Here is a 26,613-nt window from a genome sequence, read left to right as displayed (position 1 = left end):
CGGGCCACCGGGATCAGCCGGCCCGGCAGGGCTTCGCCGGGGCAGGGAGGCCCTGCGGCGCCACGGTGCCGTCAGCCGGGACCCGGATGCCGGGACCCGGAATGCCGGGATGCGGAACGTCTTCGGCCGGGAGGACGGCCGTCGGACGGGCCCCGGGGGCGCCGTCGTCAGGTGCGACCCGGGATGCCGGGGCGCGGAACCGTCCACGACGTGCGACGGCCGCGCCCTTCCGGGATCACCGTCGGGCACACGGGTGCCGACGGTCCGGGCACGAGCCGGGCGGAACCCTAGACGTACCGCTCCAGGATCGAGGACTCCGCCAGCCGCGACAGGCCCTCCCGGACGCTCCGGGCCCGGGCCTCGCCGACCCCGTCCACGGCCTGGAGGTCGTCCACGCTCGCGGCGAGCAGCTTCTGCAGGCCGCCGAAGTGCTCCACGAGCCGCTCGATGATCGCCCCGGGCAGCCGCGGCACCTTCGCCAGCAGCCGGAAACCCCGCGGGGAGACAGCGGAGTCCAGCGTCTCCGGTGAGCCGCTGTACCCCAGCGCCCGGGCCACCACCGGCAGTTCGAGCAGCTCGGTGTGGGTGAGCGTGTCCAGCTCGGCCAGCGCCTCCACGACCGTGCGGGACCGCTTCGCGGTCGGCTCGGGCACGTAGTCGCGTACGACCAGCTCCCGCTCCGGCTCCACACCCGCGATCAGTTCGTCCAGCTGGAGCGACAGGAGGCGGCCGTCGGTGCCCAGCTCCACCACGTACTCGGCGATCTCGGTGGCGATGCGGCGCACCATCTCCAGCCGCTGCGAGACCGCCGTGACGTCCCGCACGGTCACCAGGTCCTCGATCTCCAGTGCGGAGAGGGTCCCGGCGACCTCGTCCAGCCTGAGCTTGTACCGCTCCAGGGTGGCGAGCGCCTGGTTCGCGCGGGACAGGATCGCGGAGGACTCCTCGAGGACCCGGCGCTCCCCGTCCACGTAAAGCGCGATCAGGCGCATCGACTGGGAGACCGACACCACGGGGAAGCCGCACGCCTTGGAGACCCGGTCCGCCGTGCGGTGACGGGTGCCCGTCTCCTCGGTCGGGATGGAGGCGTCCGGGACCAGCTGGACGCCGGCCCGCAAGATCTTGGTCATGTCCTTGTCGAGGATCATCGCGCCGTCCAGCTTGCACAGCTCACGCAGGCGGGTCGCGGTGAACTCCACGTCGAGCACGAAGCCGCCGGTACACATGGATTCGACGGTCTTGTCCATACCGAGGACTATCAGGCCGCCGGTGTTGCCACGGAGGATGCGCTCCAGGCCGTCGCGGAGGGCCGTTCCGGGCGCGACCGCGCTCAACGAGGCGCGCATGAGCGCCTCGTTACCCGTGCCTTGGCCGGACTTTCCGGGCGATGCTGCCCGGTCGTTGGCTGCCACTGCACTCCTCCGGTCACAGGTTTGCGATGCCCTTGCGTCCCTCATACCGTTCGTACGGGCGGGCGAGACCAGGGCAAAGTCTACCGGCGTGCGCCGTCCTCCTGTGGTCCGTCCGGCCGAGACCGGCGGGGGAGGACTCTCAGGGCGTCGCCCATGTCGGCCACTTCCGTGACCTTCATGCCTGCCGGGACCTGTCCCGGGTCCCTCGGAACCAGGGCGTGCTTGAACCCGAGACGGTACGCCTCCGCCAGCCTGCGCTGGACCCCCGTGACCCTTCTGACCTCACCGGCGAGTCCAACCTCACCGATCGCGACCAGGTTCTTCGGGAGCGGTGTGTCGCTGGCCGCGCTGGCCAGCGCCAGGGCGATCGCGAGGTCCGCGGCCGGTTCGGTGAGCTTCACACCGCCCACCGTCGCGCTGTAGATGTCCCGCTTGCCGAGCGCGCTGATCCGGCCCCGCTGCTCGAGAACGGCCAGCATCATCGAGACCCGGGAGGTCTCCAGGCCCGACGTGGTGCGCCGGGGCGAGGGGATCTGCGAATCGACAGTCAGGGCCTGCACCTCGGCGACGAGCGGACGCTTGCCCTCCAGGGTGACCGTCAGACAGGTGCCGGGGACGGGCTCGTCCCGGCGTGTGAGGAAGAGCCCGGAGGGGTCGGCGAGGCCGGTGATGCCCTCGTCGTGCAGCTCGAAGCAGCCGACCTCGTCCGTCGCGCCGTACCGGTTCTTGACGCCCCGTACGAGCCGGAGGCGGGCGTGCCGGTCGCCCTCGAAGGACAGCACCACGTCGACGAGGTGTTCCAGGAGGCGGGGGCCGGCGATCGCGCCGTCCTTGGTCACATGGCCCACCAGGAGCGTCGACATGCCGCGCTCCTTCGAGGCCCTGATGAGCGCTCCCGCGACCTCGCGGACCTGTGCCATGCCGCCGGGCGCGCCGTCGATCTCTGGCGAGGCGACGGTCTGCACGGAGTCGAGGACCAGGAGGGAGGGCTTGACCGCGTCCAGATGCCCCAGGACCGCGGAGAGGTCGGTCTCGGCGGCCAGGTACAGGTGGTCGTTGATCGCCCGGATCCGGTCGGCCCGCATCCGCACCTGGCTGGCGGACTCCTCGGCCGTGACGTACAGGGTGCGGTGGTCGTCGCTCGCCGCCTTCGCGGCCACGTCCAGGAGCAGCGTCGACTTGCCGACGCCCGGCTCGCCCGCCAGCAGCACGACGGCACCGGGCACGAGCCCTCCGCCGAGCACCCGGTCCAGCTCGCCGACCCCGGTCGTGCGTGCCGTGGCCTGCCGGCTGTCGACCTGGCCGATCGGCAGGGCCGCGGTGGAGACCCGGCCCGCCGCCGTCGTGCGGACCGCGGGGGCGCCGCCGAACTCCTCGACCGTCCCCCAGGCCTGGCACTCCGGGCAGCGGCCGAGCCATTTGGCGGTCGTCCAGCCGCATTCGGTGCAGCGGTAGGACGGCCGGTCCTTCGCGGATTTCGTACGGGCAGCCATGGCGTCACCGTATAGGTGCGGTCTGACACGCGGTCCGACAGCACCGGCCGTGGGCGCGGGAGGCGAACATGTGCCCGATGCGGTATTTGCGGGGGAATCCGGGATTCCTGTCCCCTTTCGAGGGAGACCGTCACCCGTAAGGATTAAATGTCGGAAAGTGCTGTCAGGGTTCGCCCGCTGTCTGCCTACGGTCGCCACGTGACGAGCAGCAGTCTGGAGACCTCCACGCACACCACCGGCGCACCCCGGGCGCACCGTCGTGCGCCCCGTCCCTCGGCGCAGCGGACGTCCGCACGTTACGAGCCCTATCTCGACGGCCTGTTCACCTACTGCCTCTCCGTGCTCTGCGACCACGAGGCGGCCACCGATGCGCTCGGCTCGGTCCTGGCGATCGCCGAACGGCAGGAAGGCCGGTGCCCCGCGGCCGAGGAGGAACGTAAATCCTGGCTGTACGCCCTGGCCAGATGGACGTGCCTGCGGGCCCTCACCGAGCAGCGCCGGGGCCGCCAGGCGCACCGGCGCCCGCCCGCCCCGCGTGCCGACGCGCAGCGCGGGGGCACCCCCGCGTCCGGCACCCGCGACAGTCCGGAGGACGCCGCCGCCCCCGGCTGCCACACGGAGTCCCCGGCGGCCGAGGCACGCCGGCGCGAACTCGCACAACTGGCCTGGCCCGAGGCCGCGGGCACCACCCCCGAGCAGCGCGAGGCGCTCGAACTCGCCGTGCGCCACGGGCTGCCCCCGCGCGCCGTCGCCGCCGTCCTCGGCCTCGGTCCCGGCAGCGCGCGGGAACTCCTGGCCGGTGCGGCCTGCGAGGTGGAGCGCACCCGCGCCGCCCTCGCCGTCGTGGAGACGGGGGACTGTCCCGCCGTCGCCCGGCTCACCGGCGCCCACCAGGTGCTGCTCTCGGCGGCCCTGCGCCGGGAGCTGGTCCGGCACGTCGACGACTGCCCCCGCTGCCGCCGGGCAGCCGAACGCGCCGGTGCGACCGGCCCCTGGCCCGGTGCGACCGTCGCCCCGGCCGCCGCCCTTCCGCTCGTCGAGGCCCCCCGCCCCTCGGTACACGTCGCCCTGGCACACGCCCGGCGGACCCGGTGCGCCCCTCGTTTCGGCCGGACGGGCTTTCCGCTGGACCCCAAGGACCACGCCGCGCGCCGGGACCGGCTGCGCGCCCGGGTCGTGACGACGACGGTCGTGGCGACGGTCGTCGCCGCCCCGGTGATCGCCCTGTGGGCCGCCTACCGGGGCGCGCCGCTGACCGGCGAGGGCCGCGACACCGCGGTCACCGCGACGGACGTGGACGGTGAGCCGGGCCCCGAGAGCGCTCCGTACGACCACTACGAGAACGCGGGCAACGCCCGCGCCGACGGTCGGGGCGGTTTCACGGACGGCGCCCGGAATCCGGACGTCTCGGCGGAGGTCGTCAGCGTCGGCGCCGGCCCGTCAGCGGGCTCGTTCGCGGTCTCGGTCCGCTCCTCCGGCGGCCGTACTGCCATCACCCTGACCGCGACGGGAGACGAAACCGTCGTCTGGTCGGCACGGGCGGACGCCCCCTGGCTGCACCTCAGCCGTACGTCCGGCACGGTCGCCCCCGGCCGTGGCGTCACCCTGTACGTGTTCGTGAACCCCGCTGCCGAGCCGCAGGGGCCGTGGAGCGCCCGCGTCCTGCTCGCCCCGGCGGGGTCGGCGGTCGCGATCACCGGCTACGGCGCCACGGCTCCGCGCCCCGGGCACCCGGAGCCGTCCCCGGACCGGTCCTCCGAGCCGCCGGGCCCCACACCGCCGTCCCCGCCCCCGTCGACGGATCCGACGCCGTCCCCCACCGATCCCACGGACCCGCCCGAGCCGTCGCCCACCCCCACGGATCCGCCGACGGACACACCGGGCTCTCCCGGCCCCACCCCGTCACCGTCCGACGGATCCACCGGGCCCGCCCCGTCGAATAGTCCGACGACGGTCCCGGGAGAGCCCTCCGCACCGGAGGGCTGACGCGGCACGGCGGCCCGGTGCGCGGCGGAACGTTTGTGCGCCGCGCACCGGGCCGCCGTCGTGGGAGCGCAGCCGGACCCGTGTCCAAGGCCTGTCCCGACACGGGCTCCGCTCAGGCCGGATCGGCCGGATGCGGGGCCATCGGCAGCAGGGACGCCAGCCGCTGCTCGCACAGCTCGACCAGCCGGTCGTAGGCCTCCTTGCCCATCAGCTCGGTGAGCTCGGGCCGGTAGGACACGTAGACCGGGTCACCGGCTCCGTGCGCCGACGTCGCCGAGGTGCACCACCAGTGCAGATCGTGACCGCCCGGGCCCCAGCCCCGGCGGTCGTACTCCCCGATCGAGATCTGGAGCACGCGCGTGTCGTCGGGCCGTTCGATCCAGTCGTACGTACGGCGGACAGGCAGCTGCCAGCACACGTCCGGCTTGGTCTCCAGCGGCTCCTTGCCCTCCTTGAGGGCCAGGATGTGCAGCGAGCAGCCCATGCCGCCCGCGAACCCGGGACGGTTCTGGAAGATGCAGGAGCCCTCCCAGCGCCGTGTCTGGCGCTCGCCGTCCTCGTCGACACCGACCCAGCCGGTCTTCGTACCGACGTCGTGGAACTGCCACAGATCCGGTGTGAGCCGCGCGACGTGCCCGGCCACCCGCTTCTCGTCGTCCTTGTCCGAGAAGTGCGCGCCCAGCGTGCAGCAGCCGTCGTCCGCGCGGCCCGCCTGGATGCCCTGGCAGCCACTGCCGAAGATGCAGGTCCACCTGGACGTCAGCCAGGTCAGATCGCAGCGGAAGACCTGCTCGTCGTCGGCGGGGTCGGGGAATTCGACCCAGGCCCGCGCGAAGTCGAGCCCCTTCTCGTCGGGCCCGTCCGGCCCGCTTGCTTCCGGATGCGGCATCTCCTGCTTCGCGTTCTGCTGCTTCTTCGTGGCTTTGTCCGGCTTCGCCTTTTTCGTCTTTGGCACCTGCCCAGAGTAAGCCGCAGTAGCGTTCCCGTATGAGACTCGGAGTCCTCGACGTGGGGTCGAACACGGTGCATCTGTTGGTGGTCGACGCCCATCCCGGCGCCCGCCCGCAGCCCGCCCACTCGCACAAGGCGGAATTGCGGCTCGCAGAACTTCTCGACCCGGAAGGGGCGATCGGCCCCGAAGGTGTGGACCGCCTCGTGACGACGGTCGCCGGCGCCCTCCAGGCAGCCGAGGACAAGGGCTGTGAGGACGTACTGGCGTTCGCCACCTCCGCAGTGCGTGAGGCGGGCAACGCCGACGAGGTGCTGGCCCGGGTGCGGGAGGAGACCGGTGTCGCCCTCGCCGTCCTCAGCGGCGAGGAGGAGGCCCGGCTGACGTTCCTGGCCGCCCGCCGCTGGTTCGGCTGGTCCGCCGGGAAGCTGCTGGTCCTGGACATCGGCGGCGGTTCGCTGGAGGTCGGCTACGGGATGGACGAGGAGCCCGACGCCGCCGTCTCACTGCCGTTCGGCGCTGGACGGCTCACCGCCGCCTGGCTTCACGGAGATCCGCCGGACACGACCGCCGTGCGGGAGCTGCGCCGGCACGTCCGCGCCGGCATCGCGCGCACCGTCGGCGAATTCACCCGGCTGGGGCCGCCCGACCATGTCGTCGGCACCTCCAAGACGTTCCGGCAGCTCGCGAGGATAACGGGCGCCGCCCGCTCCGCCGAGGGGCTGTACGTGCAGCGCGTCCTCACCCGCAAGGCCCTGGAGGAGTGGGTGCCGAAGCTGTCGGCGATGACCGTCGCGCAGCGGGGCAGTCTGCCCGGGGTCACCGAGGGGCGCGCCGCGCAGCTCCTGGCAGGGGCGCTCGTCGCCGAGGGTGCGATGGACCTGTACGGGGTCGAGGAGCTGGAGATCTGCCCCTGGGCGCTGCGCGAGGGCGTCATCCTGCGCCGTCTCGACCACCTGCCGGCGGAGCAGGCGGCCCTGGCCTGAACCGGCCGGGACGCTCATGGTCCTTGTCACTTTCAGCCGGGCTCCCTCGGCGTCGCGCACCGCTGCCCGTACCCTGTCCACGTGGCAGAACCAGTGGTGCGCATCCCGGATGCGAAGGTCGCCCTGTCGACGGCTTCCGTCTATCCGGAGTCGACGGCGACGGCCTTCGAGATCGCTGCGCGCCTGGGCTACGACGGTGTCGAGGTCATGGTCTGGACCGACCCGGTCAGCCAGGACATCGAGGCGCTGAAGCGGCTGTCGGACTACCACCAGGTGCCGATCCTGGCCGTGCACGCGCCCTGCCTGCTGATCACCCAGCGGGTCTGGTCCACCGACCCGTGGGTGAAGCTCCAGCGCGCCAGGGCCGCGGCGGAGGAGCTCGGCGCGTCGACGGTGGTCGTCCACCCGCCGTTCCGGTGGCAGCGGAACTACGCCCGGGACTTCGTCACGGGCATCTGGCGCATGGCGGACGAGACCGACGTGCGCTTCGCGGTCGAGAACATGTACCCGTGGCGCTACCGGGACCGCGAGATGCTCGCCTACGCCCCCGCCTGGGACGTCAGCAACGACGACTACCGGCACTTCACCGTGGACCTCTCGCACACCGCGACGGCGCGCACCGACAGTCTGGCCATGGTGGACCGGATGGGTGACCGGCTCGCGCACGTCCACCTCGCCGACGGCAAGGGCTCCAACAAGGACGAGCACCTGGTTCCCGGGCGGGGCGACCAGCCGTGCGCGGAACTGCTGGAGCGGCTGGCCCGTACCGGCTTCGACGGCCATGTGGTCATCGAGGTCAATACCCGCCGTGCCATGTCATCGGCCGAACGCGAGGCCGATCTGGCGGAGGCGCTCGCCTTCACCCGGCTCCATCTGGCGTCGTCGGCGCGGGCGCCCCGCCCGTGACCCCCGGAGCCGACGGCCCGCCGCCCCGGCGCAGGGGCCGCCCCTCCCGTACGGCTGACACCACCGGCCCCGACGCCAGGACGCGGATCCTGGAGGCGGCCCGCACGGAGTTCGCCGGACGCGGCTACGACAAGACGTCGATCCGGGGCATCGCGAAGGCGGCGGACGTGGACGCGGCCCTGGTGCACCACTACTTCGGCACGAAGGACGAGGTCTTCGCCGCGGCCGTCGAGGTCTCCTTCGAGCCCGCGCTGGTCATCCCGTCGATCCTGGGCGGCCCCTCGGAGGACATGGGGGAGCGGCTGGCCCGGTATTTCATCGACGTGTGGGAGAACCCGGTGTCCCGGGCGCCGCTGCTGGCGATCCTCCGCTCCGCCCTGACGCACGAGGCGGCGGCGAAGGTGCTGCGCGGCTTCGTGCTGCGCAGGCTGCTGGAGCGCATCGCGGCGGACCTCGATGTGCCCGATCCGACCTTCCGCGCCGAACTGGCGGCCTCGCACATGATCGGTATCGCGGTCCTGCGGTACGTGATCAGGGCGGAACCGCTCGCGTCGGCCGACCCGGAGGAGATCATCGCGATGGTCGCCCCCACGCTCCAGAGGTATCTGGGCGAGAAGTGATCCGGGTCCTGCCTGTGTGACGGCTGTGCCGGTGGGCCCACAGGGATGTCCCGAGTCGGTACCAGCCGCCGCCATGGCCGAATTCCGATGGTTGTCTGTCCGGGATCAGTGAGCCGGACGTACGTGGTGAACGACAGATGGGGGAGACGGACCGTGACGACTCGGAACGTGGGCAGGCCGGACGGGCGCGAGGCGGACGGTGTCATGCCCCGCCGACGGCTGCTGCGGCTGGCCGGAGCGGGACTGGGACTCGTGCTGGCCGGGGCGGTGACGACCGCGTGCGGGCCCGAGGAGGCGGACGCCTCCGGCGGCGCGGAGGGGACGGAGCCCGGTGCGGGCGGCAAGGGGGGCGGAGACGCGTTCACGACTCCGCCCGCCGGGACCGCCCCCCGTGCGCTGTGGCATGAGACGGCTTCGGTGGGAACCCTCGGCAACCACGAGGTGCTCGCCGTCGTGGGCAACGTGGTGCTGGTCGCGGGTGATCCCCTGGTGGGCCGGGACCTCGCCACCGGCAAGCAGCTGTGGTCCCTGCCGGGTGCCGCCCAGCCGGGCGCGCGCCTGATCATGGGCGGGGACATGCTCTGTCTGGCCAGCGGCGAGTACGACGGTGATCTCGTGGGCCTCGACCCCGCCACCGGCAAGGAGACCTGGCGAAGCCGTCTCGACGGGCGGTACGCCCAGCCCCGGCCCATCGGCGCCGACACCGAACGCGTGTACGTGGTCGCGGGCATTCTGGAGAAGGACCTCAGTTCCCGGACCAACGTGATCGCCGCCGTCGACATCAGTACGGGCAAGGCGGTCTGGAGCGAGCAGAGGGACGCCGGGACGGAGGAGTCGGGCATCACCTCGGCCGTGCTCGGCAAGCACCTGGTCTACACCGACCACCGTAAGAACCTGACCGTCCGCGACACTGCGACCGGGCGGCAGTTGTGGTCGAAGAAGATCAGCAGTTCCAACTTCGAGCGGATCGCCGTCCACGACGGAGCGGTGGTCGTCGCCGACGGCAGGAACCTGCGCTCGTTCGGCCTGGACGACGGCGCCGAGCGCTGGGCGCTGGAGACCGAGGAGTTCTCCGCGTTCAACGGGCCGACCGTCCTGGACGGGGTGCTCTACGCCTCGGACAGCGCCCACGCCCTGTGGGCCGTCGACCCCGCCACGGGCAAGCGGCGGTGGCACAACCCCGACCTGCTCGAGGTCTCGGTCCCGCTGCAGTTCGCCAAGGTGGGGGACACTCTGTACGGGGCGACGGAGTTCGACGAGAACGGCGGCGTCCAGGCCTACGACGCGCGTGACGGAAAGCTCCGCTGGACCTACAACGACGGCAAGGGCTCGATCGAGCAGTGGTACGTGGTCTCCGGCGGCAACCGGCTGGCCGCGCTGCACGACGGTCGTTTGATGGCGCTCCCGGCGGTGTGACGCCCGGGTGGGCGGGCGCGTCGGTCCGTGCGTGTGACCCGTGCGCGTGGCGGGGACCGCGTCGTCCTCATGGCCGGCGGGAAGGCGCCCATCCGCCCACCCATTGAGCATCGCATCCCGCATTCCGGACGCCGTGTCCAGATCTTGGCACCGGAGGCGTACGCTCGGGGACAGTCTTTTTCTGTCGAAGGAGCGAGAGACGATGCCCCAGCTGAGGTCCCGCACTGTCACCCACGGCCGCAACATGGCGGGCGCCCGCGCCCTTATGCGGGCGTCCGGCGTAGCCAGTGAGGACATTGGCAAGCCGATCATCGCGGTGGCCAACTCCTTCACGGAGTTCGTGCCCGGGCACACCCACCTCGCCCCCGTCGGCCGCATCGTCTCCGAGGCGATCCAGGCGGCGGGCGCGGTGCCCCGCGAGTTCAACACCATCGCGGTCGACGACGGCATCGCCATGGGACACGGCGGGATGCTCTACAGCCTGCCTTCCCGCGACCTCATCGCGGACAGCGTCGAGTACATGGTCGAGGCCCACTGCGCCGACGCCCTGATCTGCATCTCCAACTGCGACAAGATCACCCCCGGCATGCTGATGGCTGCGATGCGCCTCAACATCCCGACCGTGTTCGTCTCCGGCGGTCCCATGGAAGCCGGCAAGACCACCCTGGTCGACGGAACGGTCCGCACGCTCGACCTCGTCGACGCGATCTCGGACGCCGTCAACGACAAGATCTCCGACGCCGACATCCTCCGCATCGAGGAGAACGCCTGTCCGACCTGCGGCAGCTGTTCGGGCATGTTCACCGCCAACTCGATGAACTGCCTCGCCGAGGCCATCGGCCTGGCCCTCCCGGGCAACGGCTCGGTCCTCGCCACGCACACGGCCCGCAGGGCGCTGTACGAGAACGCCGGCCGCACGGTCGTCGAGATCACCAAGCGCCACTACGGGGAGGACGACCACTCCGTCCTGCCCCGCAGCATCGCCACCCGTGAGGCCTTCGAGAACGCCATGGCCCTCGACATCGCGATGGGCGGCTCCACCAACACGATCCTCCACCTGCTGGCCGCGGCCCAGGAGGCCGAGCTCGCCTTCGGCCTCCCCGAGATGGACGAGATCTCCCGGCGGGTCCCCTGCCTCGCGAAGGTCGCCCCCAATGTGGCCCCCGGCGGGACGTACTACATGGAGGACGTGCACCGCGCGGGCGGTATCCCCGCGATCCTCGGCGAGCTGTACCGAGGCGGCCTGCTCAACGAGAACGTGCACAGCGTGCACGCCGATTCGCTCGACGAATGGCTGAAGACCTGGGACGTGCGCGGGGGCTCGCCCTCCGCCGAATCACTCGATCTCTGGTACGCGGCTCCCGGCTGCAAGCGTTCCGCGACCGCCTTCTCCCAGTCCGAGCGCTGGGACACACTCGACACGGACGCGGCCGGCGGCTGCATCCGCTCGGTCGAGCACGCCTACTCCAAGGACGGCGGACTCGCGGTCCTCAAGGGCAACCTGGCCGTCGACGGCTGCGTGGTGAAGACGGCGGGCGTCGACGAGTCGATCTGGACGTTCGAGGGCCCCGCGGTCGTCTGCGAGTCCCAGGACGAGGCCGTCGACAAGATCCTCCGCAAGGAGATCAAGGACGGCGACGTCGTCGTCATCCGCTACGAGGGCCCCAAGGGCGGCCCCGGCATGCAGGAGATGCTCTACCCCACGTCGTTCCTCAAGGGCCGCGGGCTGGGCAAGACCTGCGCCCTGGTGACCGACGGCCGGTTCTCCGGCGGAACCTCGGGCCTGTCCATCGGCCACGCGTCCCCCGAGGCCGCGTCCGGCGGCACCATCGCCCTGGTGGAGGACGGCGACCGGATCGCGATCGACATCCCGAACCGCACGATCGAGCTCCTGGTGTCCGACGAGGAGCTGGCCCGCCGTGACCAGGCCCTCGGCGGGGTGTACGCCCCCCGGAACCGCGACCGCAAGGTCTCCCAGGCGCTGCGTGCCTACGCGGCGATGGCGACCAGCGCGGACAAGGGCGCGGTCCGCGACGTCTCCAAGCTCGGCTGACCCGCAGCGGTCCCCCACGACCCCGTCCCCGGTCTCACCAGCGGGCGGGGTCGTCCGCGTCCACGGCGAAGACGGACCCGTCCGGCGCCGTGCCGATGACACTCCCGCCCAGGACGACGGGCGAGGGCAGGGACGAGGCATGGCTGAGCTTGCCCTCCCTGAGCCGGGGACGCGTCTGGCCGAGCAGCGTCCCGTTCTCCGTGTCGACGGCGAGCAGCCGTCCGTCGGCGGCCGAGAAGTACAGCCGGCCGCCCCCTCCCAGGACCGGCGCCGAGGTCACCCCGACGGCCGTCTCCAGCCGCCACCGCTCGGCCCGCCCCGCGCCGGGACGGACATCGAGCGCCAGCAGGGTTCCGCCGCGCTCCAGCAGCAGGGCGGTGTCCCCGTCCACCACGGCCTCCGGCGCGTTCATCCGGAAGGGCAGCGCGATACGGGTCGTGCTCCGCAGCACCGGGTCGTAACGCACGAGGCCGGTGGTCTGGGCCTTCTCGTTCATGGAGGTCAGCAGGAGCGCCCCGTCCGAGGTCCCGGCCGGAGTGAGCATCCCGGCCAGCCTGCGCTGCCAGGCCGTCGCACCGGTCTTCACCTCGACGGCCGTGACCAGGGTGGTGGTCCCCTGCGCCGAACTCTCGAACGCGTACGCGAGTCCGGTGCCGGCGTCGTGGAGCGCGTAGCCGGGCCTCTCGTGTCCCGGGACGGCGCGCTGCCACAGGGACGCGCCGCTCGCCGCTGCGAGCCCCTGGAGCGTTCCGTCCCGGCGGACGGTCAGCAGGGTGTCGCCCGCGGGGAAGGGGGTGTCGAGGTAGGCGGAGAGGTTCGTACGCCAGAGCTCCGTGCCCTCACCGGGCGAGTACGCCCGGAGTTCTCCGCCCGTCACGACGGTGCAGGCCGCGCCCCCCGACACCGCGCCGAGCGGGCCGGCCGCCTCGGCGCCCTTCGGGAAGGCCTCCCGGTGCGTCCAGACCATCCGGCCGTCCGAGGGATCGAGCCGGGCCGAGCCGAACCCCTCGGCCACGCAGTACAGCGCGGAGCCCGTACCGGCGGCCCCCGGGACGCAGGACGGCGCCGAACCGTCCGTGCCGGGCAGTGGTGTCTGCCACGGTACGAAGGACGCCGTGCGCACCTTCTCCGCACCGGCCTCCGGGGCCCGGGAACCGTCCCACGCGCCGGCCGCCCAGAGACCTCCGGCCACCAGCACCGCCGCCACGGCGACGCATGCGAGGCGACGCCGCGTGCGGCGGCCCTTCGCAGCCCCTGCCCCGGGACCTGAGGGCAGCCCGTCCCCCGCCCGCACATGTGTGGTGCCCTCGTCCGTCTCACCGGACTCGGCCGCCGGAGGCCTGCGCTGGACGGGTATGAAGGCGGCGGCCTCGTATGAAGGAGGGTGCAGCGCGGACATGATCTCGTCCGGGGTGGGGCGCTCCGCCGGATCCTTGGCCAGACAGCGCCCGACCAGGGGCGCGAGATCCGCCGGCACCCCGGCCAGATCGGCCTCCTGGTGCACGACCCGGTAGGCCACCAGGTACGGGCTGTCCGAGTCGAACGGCCCCCGGCCCGTCGCCGCGTGGACCAGCACCGCCCCGAGCGCGAACACGTCCGCGGCCGGACCGACCTCGCGGGGCCGCTGGAACTGTTCGGGAGCCATGTACGGCGGCGAGCCGATCAGCTTGCCCGTCTCCGTGCGGACATCACTGTCGTACGGCCGGGAGATCCCGAAGTCGATGACCTTGGGTCCGGAGTCGGGGAGCAGCACGTTGCTCGGCTTGAGATCCCGGTGGATGACACCGGCCCGGTGGATGTCGCGCAACGCCTCGGCGAGCCCGGCGGTGAGCCTGCGCAGCTCGGCGGGGCTCATCGGCCCGTTCCGCTTCACCTGCGCGGACAGCGTCGGGCCGGGTACGTAGAGGGTGGCCATCCAGGGCAGCTCGGCCGCCGGGTCGGCGTCCACGACCGGCGCGGTGAACGCTCCGCTGACCCTTCGGGCAGCCGCGACCTCCTGCCGGAAACGAGCTCTGAACTCAGGATCCGCCGCGTGCTGGCGGTGCACCACCTTCACTGCGAGCTGCAGCCCGGAGGGAGAGCGCGCCAGGTGTACGACACCCATGCCGCCCGCTCCGAGACATGCCTCCAGCCGGTACCGACCGGCGTACTCAGGATGCTCCGCTTCCGGACGTGATCCGGTCCCTCGCAGCGGCGGCATCGCCCACCCCCGTGTGTTCGTGCGCAAGCGCGACGCACGGAGCCTAGTCGATGGTGCGTGCGAGGAGCGCGGGGCTTGTTAGCCTGCGCGCCACACACATCGGTTTCAACGGGGGAGGCCCTCATGGGCGTTGGAGAGAACAGCACCGGCACAGCCGTCACGGACACCGGGGCGCCCGTCGTGGAGGAGGTGACGACGCTCGTCGCGGAGGAGGTGACGACGCTCGCCGCGGACACCGTCGTCTACCCGATCGCGCCCGGCTACCGCGTCAACGTCCGCCGGGGGCCGGGCACGCAGTACGGGATCGTGCGGACGCTTCCGTACGGAATGAGCGTCCCGGTGTACTGCCAGAAGCCGGGGGAGCGCGTGTCAGGCCCGTACGGCACGACGAACCTCTGGGACAACATCGCCAACGGGCAGTTCGTGTCGGACGCCTACGTCAAGACGGGCAGTGACGGCTACGTCGCCACGCGCTGCGACTGACGGAACCGGCGCGCGTCCGGGGATAATCGATCCCGTGAGCGAGAACAGCGAAGCCCCCGGAACGTCCTCGGCCGTGCCTTCGGGCGGCACCACGCCGGGGCCGCAGCCCGAACCCCTCCGTTTCTTCGGCACGACCTGGGTCGACCACGACGGCGGGTACGGGCTGCGGCGCGCGGGTGTGACCATCGGCTCGCTCGTCGCGGCCGTCGCCGCCTGCTTCGTCCTGCGCTTCGCCTACCAGGGCCTGGAGATCGCCGAGGTCGGCGGCTTCGTCGGGATGCTGGTGGTGCTGATGTTCGCGATCTGCAGCGCCATCGCCTTCCGCAAGACCTGGGAGGGGTTCACCCGCAGGCCCGCCGACCCGTCCCAGGACGACAGGCTGCGCGGCCTCAAGTCGATCGGCTTCATCGGCTCGCTCCTCGCCTACTTCTTCCGCTCGTTCCAGGAGGCCCCGGGCGAGAAGCTGCGGCGCACGGAGTACGAGACGGCGCTCGACCGGTACACGAAGCGCCGCTCGTCCCGTACGGGCAACCCGGCGGCCCGCAAGGGCGGCAAGGGCCCCAAGGGGAAGCGCGCCGGGCGCCGGTAGGACTGCCACGGAAGCCGGCCGGACGCGCCGGGGTGCACGCAGGATGAACCCATGCCCGCATCCACGCCCCGCGCCCTCTCGTTCGACGGCGCCGCCGCCCTGTACGCGGCGGCGCGCCCCGGATACCCGCCCGCCCTCCTGGACACCGTCGAGGAACTGACAGGCCGCCCCCTGAGCGGTGCCCGCGCCGTCGACGTCGGCGCGGGCACCGGCATCGCCACCCGGCTGCTGCACGCCCGGGGCGCCCGGGTCACCGCCGTCGAGCCGGGCCCCGGCATGGCGGGGGAACTGCGCCGGTCGCTGCCGTCCGTGCCGGTCGTCCGCGGTGACGGCAACCGCCTCCCCCTGGCCACCGCGTCGGCGGACCTGATCACCTACGCCCAGTCCTGGCACTGGACCGACCCGGCCCTGGCCCTCCCCGAGGCGCTCCGCGTACTGCGCCCCGGCGGCGCCCTCGCGCTGTGGTGGAACGTCTCCGACCATTCGGTCCCCTGGATCGCCGGCCAGGACAGCCGACTGCGCCGCCACCTCGGCGCGGGCGACAGCGCTCACGGCACACCGGGCGGCGCCGGCTCGCGCAACCTGCCGACGCTGTCCGGCGGCGGGTTCGGGCAACGACTGCTGCCGTGGTCCCGGACGGTGCCGGTCGACACACATCTCGCCAATCTCTCCAGCCACTCCGCCTTCCTCGTGCTCGGCACGGCGGGCGAGGAGTCCACCCGCCGGTTCCTGGACGAGGAGCGCGGACACCTGGCCGCCGTGTTCCCCGACGGCATGGTCGAGGAGCGATACGTCGTCGAACTCGCCGTGCTGGTCCGCTGACCGCCCCGGCCGGGAACGCCCCACTCCCTTGACGCGCTCCCCCGGCGGCATCAATATTCATCACATGATGAATTCTCTGCGTACCGGGAACGCGGGGGCCGTCGAGGCACGCGCCCTGACCGTCGTACGAGGAGACCGCACCGTCCTGCGCGGCCTCGGCTTCACCGTCGAGAAGGGACGGATCACCGGCCTCCTCGGCCCCTCCGGCTGCGGGAAGTCCACGCTGATGCGCGCCGTCGTCGGCACCCAGGCCGAGGTCACGGGAACGCTCGACGTCCTCGGGCGCCCTGCGGGCCACCCGTCCCTGCGGCCCCGCGTCGGCTACGTCACCCAGGCACCGTCGGTCTACACGGACCTCACCGTGCGACAGAACCTGGACTACTTCGCGGCCGTGCTCCGGCCCGGCCGCAGGAACCGCGCCTCCCGTGAGGAGACCGTCACCCGCGCCATCGGCGACGTCGACCTCGCCCGTCACTCCGACGCCCTCGCCGGCAACCTCTCCGGCGGCCAGCTCAGCCGCGTCTCCCTCGCGGTCGCCCTGCTCGGCACGCCCGAACTCCTGGTCCTCGACGAGCCGACCGTGGGCCTCGACCCCGTGCTGCGCCGCGACCTGTGGGACCTCTTCCACTCCCTCGCCACCGACCGGGGGACCACGATCCTCGTCTCCTCCCACGTCATGGACGAGGCCGAGCGCTGCCACCGGCTCCTGCTCATGCGCGAGGGCGCGATCCTCGCCGACGACACCCCCGACGCCCTCCGCGCCCGTACCGGATCCGCCACCGTCGAAGAGGCGTTCCTCCACCTGGTGGACGAAGCCGCCACAGCCGAAGCCGAAGCCGCAGCACCCGCCCGCCAGGAGACGACCCGATGAGCACCGACGCCCCCGCACTCTCCCCGGCCCGGACCCTCGCCACCGCGGGACGTGTCCTGCGCCAGCTCCGCCACGACCCCCGCACCATCGCGCTGCTGCTGGTCGTCCCGGTCCTGATGATCACGCTGCTGCGCTACGTCTTCGACGCCGACGCGGGGACCTTCGACGCCATCGGCGCCTCGCTGCTCGGGATCTTCCCGCTGATCACGATGTTCCTGGTGACCTCGATCGCCACCCTCCGCGAACGCACCTCCGGCACTCTCGAGCGCCTGCTCGCCATGCCCCTCGGCAAAGGCGACCTGATCGCCGGCTACGCACTGGCCTTCGGCGCCGTCGCGGTGGCCCAGTCAGTCCTGGCCACCGCCATGTCCGTCTGGGTCCTCGGCCTGGACGTCGTCGGATCCCCCTGGCTGCTGCTCCTGGTCGCCCTGCTCGACGCGCTCCTGGGCACGGCGCTCGGCCTGTTCGTCTCCGCCTTCGCGGCCTCGGAGTTCCAGGCCGTGCAGTTCATGCCCGCGGTGATCTTCCCGCAGCTCCTGCTGTGCGGACTGTTCACCCCACGCGACCGGATGCACCCCGTGCTCGAAACCGTCTCCGACGTCCTGCCGATGTCGTACGCCGTCGACGGGATGAACCAGGTCCTCACCCACACCGACATCACCGCCGACTTCTACCGCGACATCCTGGTCGTCGCCGGATGCGCCCTGCTCGTCCTCTGTCTGGGCGCGGCCACCCTCCGCCGCCGCACCACCTGACGGCGCGGTGCGAGGATGGCGGCGTCCACGACATGTACCGCCTACCGCGTACCGCCACCCGGAGGATGAACCGCATGACCCAGACCGTCGCAGTCCTCGGTACAGGAAAGATCGGCGAGGCCCTGCTCAGCGGCATGATCCGGGCAGGCTGGCGGGCCCGCGACCTGCTGGTGACCACCCGCCGCCCCGAGCGCGCCGAGGAGCTCCGCACCCGCTACGGCGTCGAGGCCGTCACGAACGCCGAGGCCGCCAAGAACGCCGACATCCTCATCCTCGCGGTCAAGCCCCAGGACATGGGCAGGCTCCTCGAGGAGCTCGCCCCCCACGTCGCCGCCGACCGCCTCGTCATCAGCGCCGCCGCCGGCATCACGACCGCGTTCATCGAGGACAGCCTCGCCGCCGGCACCCCGGTCGTACGCGTCATGCCGAACACTCCCGTCCTGGTGGACGAGGGCATGTCCGTCATCTCCGCGGGCAGTCACGCCACCGCCGGGCACCTCGACCACGCCGAGTCGATCTTCGGCGGAGTCGGCAAGACGCTCCGCGTCCCCGAGTCCCAGCAGGACGCGGCCACCGCGCTCTCCGGTTCGGGCCCCGCGTACTTCTACTTCCTCGTCGAGGCGATGACCGACGCCGGCATCCTGCTAGGCCTGCCCCGCGCCCAGGCCCACGATCTGATCGTCCAGGCCGCCATCGGAGCGGCGGTCATGCTCCGGGACAGCGGCGAACACCCGGTCAAGCTCCGCGAGGCCGTCACCAGCCCGGCCGGCACGACCATCAGCGCCATCCGCGAGCTCGAGAACCACGGCGTGCGGGCCGCCCTCATCGCCGCCCTCGAAGCCGCCCGCGACCGAAGCCGCGAGCTGGCCACGGGCAACGGCTGACCCGCTACTTCGCCGCGGCCACCAACTCCTCGCTGCGCACCACGCTCGCGAACCCACCGCCGTGCAACGTCACGGCGGTGGCCCGCGACAGCTCCCGGGCGCTCAGCTTCCAGCCCCACGGCCCGACCCCGTCGAAGGTGTACGTCGCGTCGAGCGCGAAGAACACCTCGTAGCCGAGATTGCCGCCCATGCGCGCCGTCGTCTCCGCGCACATGTTCGTCTGGATCCCCGCCACGACGAACTGCCGTATCCCGGCCTCCCGCAGCCAGGCGTCCAGATCGGGTGCCCCGTAGAACGCGGAGTTCACCGACTTCGTCAGGAACAGCTCCGGCCCGGCGCCCCTTCCCCGCCGCTCCTCGACATACTTCTTGAACGCGTTCCCCGGATGTCCCTCCCGCAGGGGCGAGTCCCTCTCCGTCGAGTCGTGCCGCACGAAGACGACGGGCCGGCCGGTCGCCTGCCAGGTGTCGATCAGTTCCGCGATGTTCCGATCGGCCTCCGGGTTGTCACGCGGTCCCCAATACGCCTCCTCCTCGAATCCCTGCTGCACATCCACGACCACCAGCGCTGCGTTCTCCGCGATCTCCATGCCCACCACTCTGCTCCGGGCCACGGGGCCCGCACAGAGGCGTGAAAGTCATCGATCGATGCTTTACTGCCGCGATGACCGTGCCACCCGACCGCCCCTGCCGCATCGCGCTGGTCGCCTTCCCCGGCATCCGCGCCTTCGACGTCTCGGTCGTCACGGAGGTCTGGGGCGTGGACCGCACCGACCGTGGCGTACCCGCCTTCGAGCTTCGGCGCGTGGCGAGCGAGCCGGACCCCGTCCAGCTCCGGGGCGGCATGTCCCTCACGCCCGACCGCACCCCGGCCTGGCTCGACCTTGCGGACCTGATCGTCGTGCCGGGACTCGACGACCACCTGACGCCCGCGCCGGGGCCGGTCCTCGACGCCCTGCGACACGCCCATACCCGGGGCACTCCCCTCGCGGCACTCTGCGGCGGAGCCTTCACCCTGGCTCAGGCCGGGCTCCTGGACGGCCGCAGGGCGGTCACCCACTGGAACCTCACCGAGCTGCTCAAGGCGCTGCATCCACAGGTGACGGTGATGCGCGACGCCCTGTTCCTGCACGAGGACAACATCTGGACCTCGGCCGGCACCGCGGCGGGAATCGACCTCTGTCTGCACCTGGTGCGGACGACCCACGGAGCCGAAGCGGCGGCGACGATCGCGCGATCGATGGTCACGGCTCCCTTCCGCTCCGGGACCCAGGCACGGTTCATCGAGCACCCGACGCCCCACGTCGACCGTGACGCGGACGCGCTCGCGGAGGCCCGCGCTCATGCGCTGGCCCATCTGGCGGATTCGCACACCGTGACCGGACTGGCCGCCCGGGCCGGCATGTCCGCCCGTACCTTCGCCCGCCGTTTCCAGGCCACCACAGGTACGACGCCCATGCGCTGGCTCATCGCCCAGCGCATCGCCGCAGCCCAGAAGCTGTTGGAGAAGACGGACCTGGCCATCCCGGAGGTGGCTCGCCGAGCGGGGTTCGGCAGCGAGATCACCATGCGCCAGCACTTCGCGAACCACTTGGCCACCAGTCCGCGCGACTACCGGCTGGCCTTCCACGACAGGCGCGGTCCAGACGGAGGTTGACACACCTCGCCCACGTCCGTAGTGTGCTCCGAGTTGTCCGACGTGAGCGCCGACTCCGGTCGGTCCCCGGACAGCCATTCCGCAGTAACCACTCGAAACGAGCGACCTCTGTCGTGCGTTTTTACGTGTGTACGTGCGAAATGGGGAATCAGCGTTCGAAGGTGGCCCGATTAGCGTCGGGGCCGGGGATTCCGCTAAAGTCTCACTCGTCGGAACGGCCCAAGGGCCGGGAAGACAACTCCCGCTGACTGGGAATCAGGCCCGAAAGGATCTGATAGAGTCGGACTCGCCGGAAAGGGAAACGCGAAAGCGAAGAACTGGAAAGCGAAACAAGCAGTAACCCGCTTCGACCGGGAATCGGACACGAAAGAGTCTGATAGAGTCGGAAACGCAAGAACGAAGGGAAGCGCCCGGAGGGCCCCGGTGAAACGGGACCGAAGGAAGCGTCCGTTCCTTGAGAACTCAACAGCGTGCCAAAAGTCAACGCCAGATATGTTGATACCCCGGCCTGCTTCATGCAGGTTGGTGGTTCCTTTGAAAAGTCCTACCGGTCCTTCGGGTCGGGTAGGCAACAACAGCGAGGACGCTGTGAACAACCGGTCATATTCCGACCTGGTTGTTCCGCTCTCGTGTTGTGATCCCGATTACGGGAAAACATTCACGGAGAGTTTGATCCTGGCTCAGGACGAACGCTGGCGGCGTGCTTAACACATGCAAGTCGAACGATGAAGCCCTTCGGGGTGGATTAGTGGCGAACGGGTGAGTAACACGTGGGCAATCTGCCCTTCACTCTGGGACAAGCCCTGGAAACGGGGTCTAATACCGGATAACACTCTGTCCCTCATGGGACGGGGTTAAAAGCTCCGGCGGTGAAGGATGAGCCCGCGGCCTATCAGCTTGTTGGTGGGGTAATGGCCTACCAAGGCGACGACGGGTAGCCGGCCTGAGAGGGCGACCGGCCACACTGGGACTGAGACACGGCCCAGACTCCTACGGGAGGCAGCAGTGGGGAATATTGCACAATGGGCGAAAGCCTGATGCAGCGACGCCGCGTGAGGGATGACGGCCTTCGGGTTGTAAACCTCTTTCAGCAGGGAAGAAGCGAAAGTGACGGTACCTGCAGAAGAAGCGCCGGCTAACTACGTGCCAGCAGCCGCGGTAATACGTAGGGCGCAAGCGTTGTCCGGAATTATTGGGCGTAAAGAGCTCGTAGGCGGCTTGTCACGTCGGATGTGAAAGCTCGGGGCTTAACCCCGAGTCTGCATTCGATACGGGCTAGCTAGAGTGTGGTAGGGGAGATCGGAATTCCTGGTGTAGCGGTGAAATGCGCAGATATCAGGAGGAACACCGGTGGCGAAGGCGGATCTCTGGGCCATTACTGACGCTGAGGAGCGAAAGCGTGGGGAGCGAACAGGATTAGATACCCTGGTAGTCCACGCCGTAAACGTTGGGAACTAGGTGTTGGCGACATTCCACGTCGTCGGTGCCGCAGCTAACGCATTAAGTTCCCCGCCTGGGGAGTACGGCCGCAAGGCTAAAACTCAAAGGAATTGACGGGGGCCCGCACAAGCAGCGGAGCATGTGGCTTAATTCGACGCAACGCGAAGAACCTTACCAAGGCTTGACATATACCGGAAAGCATCAGAGATGGTGCCCCCCTTGTGGTCGGTATACAGGTGGTGCATGGCTGTCGTCAGCTCGTGTCGTGAGATGTTGGGTTAAGTCCCGCAACGAGCGCAACCCTTGTTCTGTGTTGCCAGCATGCCCTTCGGGGTGATGGGGACTCACAGGAGACTGCCGGGGTCAACTCGGAGGAAGGTGGGGACGACGTCAAGTCATCATGCCCCTTATGTCTTGGGCTGCACACGTGCTACAATGGCCGGTACAATGAGCTGCGATGCCGCGAGGCGGAGCGAATCTCAAAAAGCCGGTCTCAGTTCGGATTGGGGTCTGCAACTCGACCCCATGAAGTCGGAGTTGCTAGTAATCGCAGATCAGCATTGCTGCGGTGAATACGTTCCCGGGCCTTGTACACACCGCCCGTCACGTCACGAAAGTCGGTAACACCCGAAGCCGGTGGCCCAACCCCTTGTGGGAGGGAGCTGTCGAAGGTGGGACTGGCGATTGGGACGAAGTCGTAACAAGGTAGCCGTACCGGAAGGTGCGGCTGGATCACCTCCTTTCTAAGGAGCATCTAGATTCCGCAAGGAATCCAGAGCCACTACGTCGGCAAATGTTCGACGGTGGTTAGCTCATGGGTGGAACGTTGACTATTCGGCACGGTTGGCACGGTTTTGTGAGTACTGCTTCGGCGTGGAAAACGGGATCGGGTTGATCGGGTCGGGCACGCTGTTGGGTATCTGAAGGTACGGGCTCGTTGAGTCTGTTCCTTTGGTTGCCGGCCCCAGTGCACTCACCTGTAAGGGTGGGGTGATGGGTGGCTGGTCGTTGTTTGAGAACTGCACAGTGGACGCGAGCATCTGTGGCCAAGTTTTTAAGGGCGCACGGTGGATGCCTTGGCACCAGGAACCGATGAAGGACGTGGGAGGCCACGATAGTCCCCGGGGAGCTGTCAACCAAGCTTTGATCCGGGGGTTTCCGAATGGGGAAACCCGGCAGTCGTCATGGGCTGTCACCCGCTGCTGAACACATAGGCAGTGTGGAGGGAACGAGGGGAAGTGAAACATCTCAGTACCCTCAGGAAGAGAAAACAACCGTGATTCCGGGAGTAGTGGCGAGCGAAACTGGATGAGGCCAAACCGTATGCGTGTGATACCCGGCAGGGGTTGCGCATACGGGGTTGTGGGAGTTCTCTTGATCAATCTGCCGATTGGTCGGCAAGTCAGAAACCGTTGGTGTAGGCGAAGGACATGCGAAAGGTCCGGCGTAGAGGGTAAGACCCCCGTAGCTGAAACATCAACGGCTTGCTTGAGAACCACCCAAGTAGCACGGGGCCCGAGAAATCCCGTGTGAATCTGGCGGGACCACCCGCTAAGCCTAAATATTCCCTGGTGACCGATAGCGGATAGTACCGTGAGGGAATGGTGAAAAGTACCGCGGGAGCGGAGTGAAATAGTACCTGAAACCGTGTGCCTACAAGCCGTGGGAGCGTCGCTGTGTGTGCTTGCACATGCAGTCGTGACTGCGTGCCTTTTGAAGAATGAGCCTGCGAGTTAGCGGTGTGTAGCGAGGTTAACCCGTGTGGGGAAGCCGTAGCGAAAGCGAGTCCGAATAGGGCGATTGAGTTGCACGCTCTAGACCCGAAGCGGAGTGATCTAGCCATGGGCAGGTTGAAGCGGAGGTAAGACTTCGTGGAGGACCGAACCCACCAGGGTTGAAAACCTGGGGGATGACCTGTGGTTAGGGGTGAAAGGCCAATCAAACTCCGTGATAGCTGGTTCTCCCCGAAATGCATTTAGGTGCAGCGTCGTGTGTTTCTTGCCGGAGGTAGAGCACTGGATAGGCGATGGGCCCTACCGGGTTACTGACCTTAGCCAAACTCCGAATGCCGGTAAGTGAGAGCGCGGCAGTGAGACTGTGGGGGATAAGCTCCATGGTCGAGAGGGAAACAGCCCAGAGCATCGACTAAGGCCCCTAAGCGTACGCTAAGTGGGAAAGGATGTGGAGTCGCAGAGACAACCAGGAGGTTGGCTTAGAAGCAGCCACCCTTGAAAGAGTGCGTAATAGCTCACTGGTCAAGTGATTCCGCGCCGACAATGTAGCGGGGCTCAAGCGTACCGCCGAAGTCGTGTCATTCATACACATATCCCCAACGGGAGTATGGATGGGTAGGGGAGCGTCGTGTGCCGGGTGAAGCAGCCGCGGAAGCGAGTTGTGGACGGTTCACGAGTGAGAATGCAGGCATGAGTAGCGATACACACGTGAGAAACGTGTGCGCCGATTGACTAAGGGTTCCTGGGTCAAGCTGATCTGCCCAGGGTAAGTCGGGACCTAAGGCGAGGCCGACAGGCGTAGTCGATGGACAACCGGTTGATATTCCGGTACCCGCTTTGAAACGCCCAATACTGAATCAGGCGATGCTAAGTCCGTGAAGCCGGCCCGATCTCTTCGGAGTTGAGGGTAGTGGTGGAGCCGACGAACCAGACTTGTACTAGGTAAGCGATGGGGTGACGCAGGAAGGTAGTCCAGCCCGGGCGGTGGTTGTCCCGGGGTAAGGGTGTAGGCCGTGTGGTAGGCAAATCCGTCACACGTTAAGGCTGAGACCTGATGCCGAGCCGATTGTGGTGAAGTGGATGATCCTATGCTGTCGAGAAAAGCCTCTAGCGAGTTTCATGGCGGCCCGTACCCTAAACCGACTCAGGTAGTCAGGTAGAGAATACCGAGGCGTTCGGGTGAACTATGGTTAAGGAACTCGGCAAAATGCCCCCGTAACTTCGGGAGAAGGGGGGCCATCACTGGTGATCCGATTTACTCGGTGAGCTGGGGGTGGCCGCAGAGACCAGCGAGAAGCGACTGTTTACTAAAAACACAGGTCCGTGCGAAGCCGTAAGGCGATGTATACGGACTGACGCCTGCCCGGTGCTGGAACGTTAAGGGGACCGGTTAGTGCACTTTCGGGTGTGCGAAGCTGAGAACTTAAGCGCCAGTAAACGGCGGTGGTAACTATAACCATCCTAAGGTAGCGAAATTCCTTGTCGGGTAAGTTCCGACCTGCACGAATGGCGTAACGACTTCTCGACTGTCTCAACCATAGGCCCGGTGAAATTGCACTACGAGTAAAGATGCTCGTTTCGCGCAGCAGGACGGAAAGACCCCGGGACCTTTACTATAGTTTGATATTGGTGTTCGGTTCGGCTTGTGTAGGATAGGTGGGAGACTTTGAAGCGGCCACGCCAGTGGTTGTGGAGTCGTCGTTGAAATACCACTCTGGTCGTGCTGGATGTCTAACCTGGGTCCGTGATCCGGATCAGGGACAGTGTCTGATGGGTAGTTTAACTGGGGCGGTTGCCTCCTAAAGAGTAACGGAGGCGCCCAAAGGTTCCCTCAGCCTGGTTGGCAATCAGGTGTTGAGTGTAAGTGCACAAGGGAGCTTGACTGTGAGACCGACGGGTCGAGCAGGGACGAAAGTCGGGACTAGTGATCCGGCAGTGGCTTGTGGAAGCGCTGTCGCTCAACGGATAAAAGGTACCCCGGGGATAACAGGCTGATCTTCCCCAAGAGTCCATATCGACGGGATGGTTTGGCACCTCGATGTCGGCTCGTCGCATCCTGGGGCTGGAGTCGGTCCCAAGGGTTGGGCTGTTCGCCCATTAAAGCGGTACGCGAGCTGGGTTTAGAACGTCGTGAGACAGTTCGGTCCCTATCCGCTGTGCGCGTAGGAATATTGAGAAGGGCTGTCCCTAGTACGAGAGGACCGGGACGGACGAACCTCTGGTGTGCCAGTTGTCCTGCCAAGGGCATGGCTGGTTGGCTACGTTCGGAAAGGATAACCGCTGAAAGCATCTAAGCGGGAAGCCTGCTTCGAGATGAGTATTCCCACCACCTTGAGTGGTTAAGGCTCCCAGTAGACGACTGGGTTGATAGGCCAGATGTGGAAGCCCGGTAACGGGTGGAGCTGACTGGTACTAATAGGCCGAGGGCTTGTCCTCAGTTGCTCGCGTCCACTGTGTTAGTTCTGAAATAACGAACGGCCGTGTTTTTCTCCGGTGTTGGTTAATTTCATAGTGTTTCGGTGGTCATTGCGTTAGGGAAACGCCCGGTTACATTCCGAACCCGGAAGCTAAGCCTTTCAGCGCCGATGGTACTGCAGGGGGGACCCTGTGGGAGAGTAGGACGCCGCCGAACAATTATTCCGGGAAAGCCCCGTGCCCTTGTGGCACGGGGCTTTTCTGCGTTCGGAGCGTCTAGGGTCGAACCATGCGCTACGAACTGGTCATCTTCGACAACGACGGCGTGCTCGTCGACAGTGAGCCGATCTCCAACACGGTCCTGGCCGGCTACCTCACGGAGCTCGGTCACCCCACCTCGTACGAGGAGTCCATCCGCGACTACATGGGGGCGGCCATCCACCGGGTCCATGACCTGGTGGACGAGCGGACGAGCCAGAAGCTCCCCGCGGACTTCGACGAGGAGCTGCACCGACGCACCCTCGCCGCGTTCCAGGAGGAGCAGCTGGCCGCGGTGGACGGGGTCGAGGAACTGCTTGGCGAGCTCGTCGCCGACGGGGTGGCGTACTGCGTCGCCTCGTCCGGAAGCCACCAGAAGATCGCGGCCGGGCACCGGAAGACCGGGCTCGACCAGTGGTTCGAGGAGGAGTGGATCTTCAGCTCCGAGGACGTCGGGCGGGGGAAGCCGGCCCCGGACCTGTTCCTCCACGCCGCCGAACGGATGGGCGTCGCCCCCGACCGGTGTGTCGTGATCGAGGACAGCCCGCTCGGTGTCGAGGCAGCCCTGGCGGCCGGGATGGAGGTGTACGGCTTCACTTCGATGATGCCGGCGGACCGGCTCGTCGGGGTCGCCGGACACTTCGCCGACATGTCGCAGCTCCCGAAACTGCTCGCCTGACCGATCT

General features: G+C 68.7%; 19 protein-coding genes and 3 rRNA genes. 17 read left to right on the top strand and 5 right to left on the bottom strand.

Annotated elements, in window-relative coordinates:
* Nucleotides 1–287 precede the first annotated feature (287 nt).
* Together disA and radA are read right to left on the bottom strand one after the other, a co-directional pair.
* Nucleotides 288–1,412 carry a DNA integrity scanning diadenylate cyclase DisA gene (disA, locus tag HED23_RS32765; protein ID WP_203186932.1) on the bottom strand — a complete coding sequence of 375 codons (1,125 nt, stop codon included), beginning with the start codon at nucleotides 1,410–1,412 and terminating at the stop codon, nucleotides 288–290.
* Between the two features lie 80 nt (nucleotides 1,413–1,492).
* The gene (gene radA, locus HED23_RS32760) at nucleotides 1,493–2,905 is read right to left on the bottom strand and encodes a DNA repair protein RadA (RefSeq protein ID WP_203186931.1); all 1,413 of its coding nucleotides are present in this window, start codon (nucleotides 2,903–2,905) and stop codon (nucleotides 1,493–1,495) included.
* Nucleotides 2,906–3,103: 198 nt separating this feature from the next.
* On the opposite strand from radA, the gene HED23_RS32755 reads away from it, so the two are divergent.
* Nucleotides 3,104–4,891: a BACON domain-containing protein gene (locus tag HED23_RS32755; protein WP_420803063.1), complete on the top strand. Its 1,788-nt coding sequence runs from the start codon at nucleotides 3,104–3,106 to the stop codon at nucleotides 4,889–4,891.
* Nucleotides 4,892–5,003: 112 nt separating this feature from the next.
* Here the strand turns inward: HED23_RS32755 and HED23_RS32750 are convergent, their stop codons facing one another.
* Nucleotides 5,004–5,846 (bottom strand): hypothetical protein, encoded by an 843-nt coding sequence (locus HED23_RS32750; RefSeq protein WP_203186929.1) that lies wholly within the window; start codon nucleotides 5,844–5,846, stop codon nucleotides 5,004–5,006.
* 32 nt (nucleotides 5,847–5,878) lie between these two features.
* On the opposite strand from HED23_RS32750, the gene HED23_RS32745 reads away from it, so the two are divergent.
* From HED23_RS32745 to ilvD, 5 genes are all read left to right on the top strand, one after another.
* Entirely contained in the window at nucleotides 5,879–6,826 is a 948-nt protein-coding gene (locus HED23_RS32745; protein ID WP_203186928.1) for a Ppx/GppA phosphatase family protein, read from the top strand.
* 96 nt (nucleotides 6,827–6,922) lie between these two features.
* A complete protein-coding gene (locus tag HED23_RS32740) occupies nucleotides 6,923–7,732 on the top strand; it encodes a sugar phosphate isomerase/epimerase family protein (protein ID WP_386465506.1) in 810 nt (269 codons plus the stop codon).
* A complete protein-coding gene (locus HED23_RS32735) occupies nucleotides 7,729–8,352 on the top strand; it encodes a TetR family transcriptional regulator (protein WP_203186927.1) in 624 nt (207 codons plus the stop codon). Before HED23_RS32740 ends, HED23_RS32735 begins: the two co-directional genes overlap by 4 nt.
* A gap of 153 nt (nucleotides 8,353–8,505) precedes the next feature.
* Nucleotides 8,506–9,768, top strand: coding sequence for a PQQ-binding-like beta-propeller repeat protein (locus tag HED23_RS32730; RefSeq protein WP_238442199.1), 1,263 nt, complete (start codon nucleotides 8,506–8,508; stop codon nucleotides 9,766–9,768).
* A 202-nt stretch (nucleotides 9,769–9,970) separates the two neighbouring features.
* The gene (gene ilvD / locus HED23_RS32725) at nucleotides 9,971–11,821 is read left to right on the top strand and encodes a dihydroxy-acid dehydratase (protein ID WP_203186926.1); all 1,851 of its coding nucleotides are present in this window, start codon (nucleotides 9,971–9,973) and stop codon (nucleotides 11,819–11,821) included.
* Nucleotides 11,822–11,855: 34 nt separating this feature from the next.
* On the opposite strand, the gene HED23_RS32720 is transcribed toward ilvD, so the two are convergent.
* Entirely contained in the window at nucleotides 11,856–14,021 is a 2,166-nt protein-coding gene (locus tag HED23_RS32720; RefSeq protein ID WP_203186925.1) for a protein kinase domain-containing protein, read from the bottom strand.
* Nucleotides 14,022–14,144: 123 nt separating this feature from the next.
* Between HED23_RS32720 and HED23_RS32715 the strand changes: the two genes are divergently transcribed.
* The 6 genes from HED23_RS32715 to proC all read left to right on the top strand — a co-directional run bounded on the left by HED23_RS32715 (nucleotide 14,145) and on the right by proC (nucleotide 18,425).
* A complete protein-coding gene (locus tag HED23_RS32715) occupies nucleotides 14,145–14,504 on the top strand; it encodes an SH3 domain-containing protein (protein ID WP_203186924.1) in 360 nt (119 codons plus the stop codon).
* A 34-nt stretch (nucleotides 14,505–14,538) separates the two neighbouring features.
* Nucleotides 14,539–15,093 (top strand): hypothetical protein, encoded by a 555-nt coding sequence (locus tag HED23_RS32710; RefSeq protein ID WP_203186923.1) that lies wholly within the window; start codon nucleotides 14,539–14,541, stop codon nucleotides 15,091–15,093.
* Between the two features lie 51 nt (nucleotides 15,094–15,144).
* Nucleotides 15,145–15,915 (top strand): class I SAM-dependent methyltransferase, encoded by a 771-nt coding sequence (locus HED23_RS32705; RefSeq protein ID WP_203186922.1) that lies wholly within the window; start codon nucleotides 15,145–15,147, stop codon nucleotides 15,913–15,915.
* Nucleotides 15,916–15,979: 64 nt separating this feature from the next.
* Nucleotides 15,980–16,786: an ABC transporter ATP-binding protein gene (locus HED23_RS32700; RefSeq protein WP_203186921.1), complete on the top strand. Its 807-nt coding sequence runs from the start codon at nucleotides 15,980–15,982 to the stop codon at nucleotides 16,784–16,786.
* Nucleotides 16,783–17,541: an ABC transporter permease gene (locus HED23_RS32695; protein ID WP_203186920.1), complete on the top strand. Its 759-nt coding sequence runs from the start codon at nucleotides 16,783–16,785 to the stop codon at nucleotides 17,539–17,541. Before HED23_RS32700 ends, HED23_RS32695 begins: the two co-directional genes overlap by 4 nt.
* Nucleotides 17,542–17,615: 74 nt before the next feature.
* Nucleotides 17,616–18,425, top strand: coding sequence for a pyrroline-5-carboxylate reductase (gene proC / locus HED23_RS32690; RefSeq protein WP_203186919.1), 810 nt, complete (start codon nucleotides 17,616–17,618; stop codon nucleotides 18,423–18,425).
* A gap of 4 nt (nucleotides 18,426–18,429) precedes the next feature.
* Here proC and HED23_RS32685 read toward each other — a convergent pair whose 3' ends face one another.
* Nucleotides 18,430–19,014, bottom strand: a complete 585-nt coding sequence (locus HED23_RS32685) for a cysteine hydrolase family protein (RefSeq protein WP_203186918.1) — start codon at nucleotides 19,012–19,014, stop codon at nucleotides 18,430–18,432.
* A 74-nt stretch (nucleotides 19,015–19,088) separates the two neighbouring features.
* Between HED23_RS32685 and HED23_RS32680 the strand changes: the two genes are divergently transcribed.
* From HED23_RS32680 to HED23_RS32660, 5 genes are all read left to right on the top strand, one after another.
* Nucleotides 19,089–20,081, top strand: coding sequence for a GlxA family transcriptional regulator (locus tag HED23_RS32680; protein WP_203186917.1), 993 nt, complete (start codon nucleotides 19,089–19,091; stop codon nucleotides 20,079–20,081).
* A 657-nt stretch (nucleotides 20,082–20,738) separates the two neighbouring features.
* A 16S ribosomal RNA gene (locus tag HED23_RS32675) occupies nucleotides 20,739–22,264 on the top strand.
* A 301-nt stretch (nucleotides 22,265–22,565) separates the two neighbouring features.
* Nucleotides 22,566–25,690 (top strand): 23S ribosomal RNA (locus HED23_RS32670).
* Between the two features lie 79 nt (nucleotides 25,691–25,769).
* Nucleotides 25,770–25,886: ribosomal RNA gene (gene rrf, locus HED23_RS32665) — 5S ribosomal RNA — on the top strand.
* The 16S, 23S and 5S rRNA genes sit together here, the layout of an rRNA operon.
* Nucleotides 25,887–25,958: 72 nt before the next feature.
* Nucleotides 25,959–26,606, top strand: coding sequence for an HAD family hydrolase (locus tag HED23_RS32660; protein ID WP_203186916.1), 648 nt, complete (start codon nucleotides 25,959–25,961; stop codon nucleotides 26,604–26,606).
* The last annotated feature ends 7 nt before the right edge of the window (nucleotides 26,607–26,613 follow it).

It is taken from the genome of Streptomyces pratensis, from assembly GCF_016804005.1.
In the GTDB taxonomy this organism is placed as follows: domain Bacteria; phylum Actinomycetota; class Actinomycetes; order Streptomycetales; family Streptomycetaceae; genus Streptomyces; species Streptomyces pratensis_A.
This window is presented reverse-complemented; position numbering and strand designations above follow the sequence as displayed.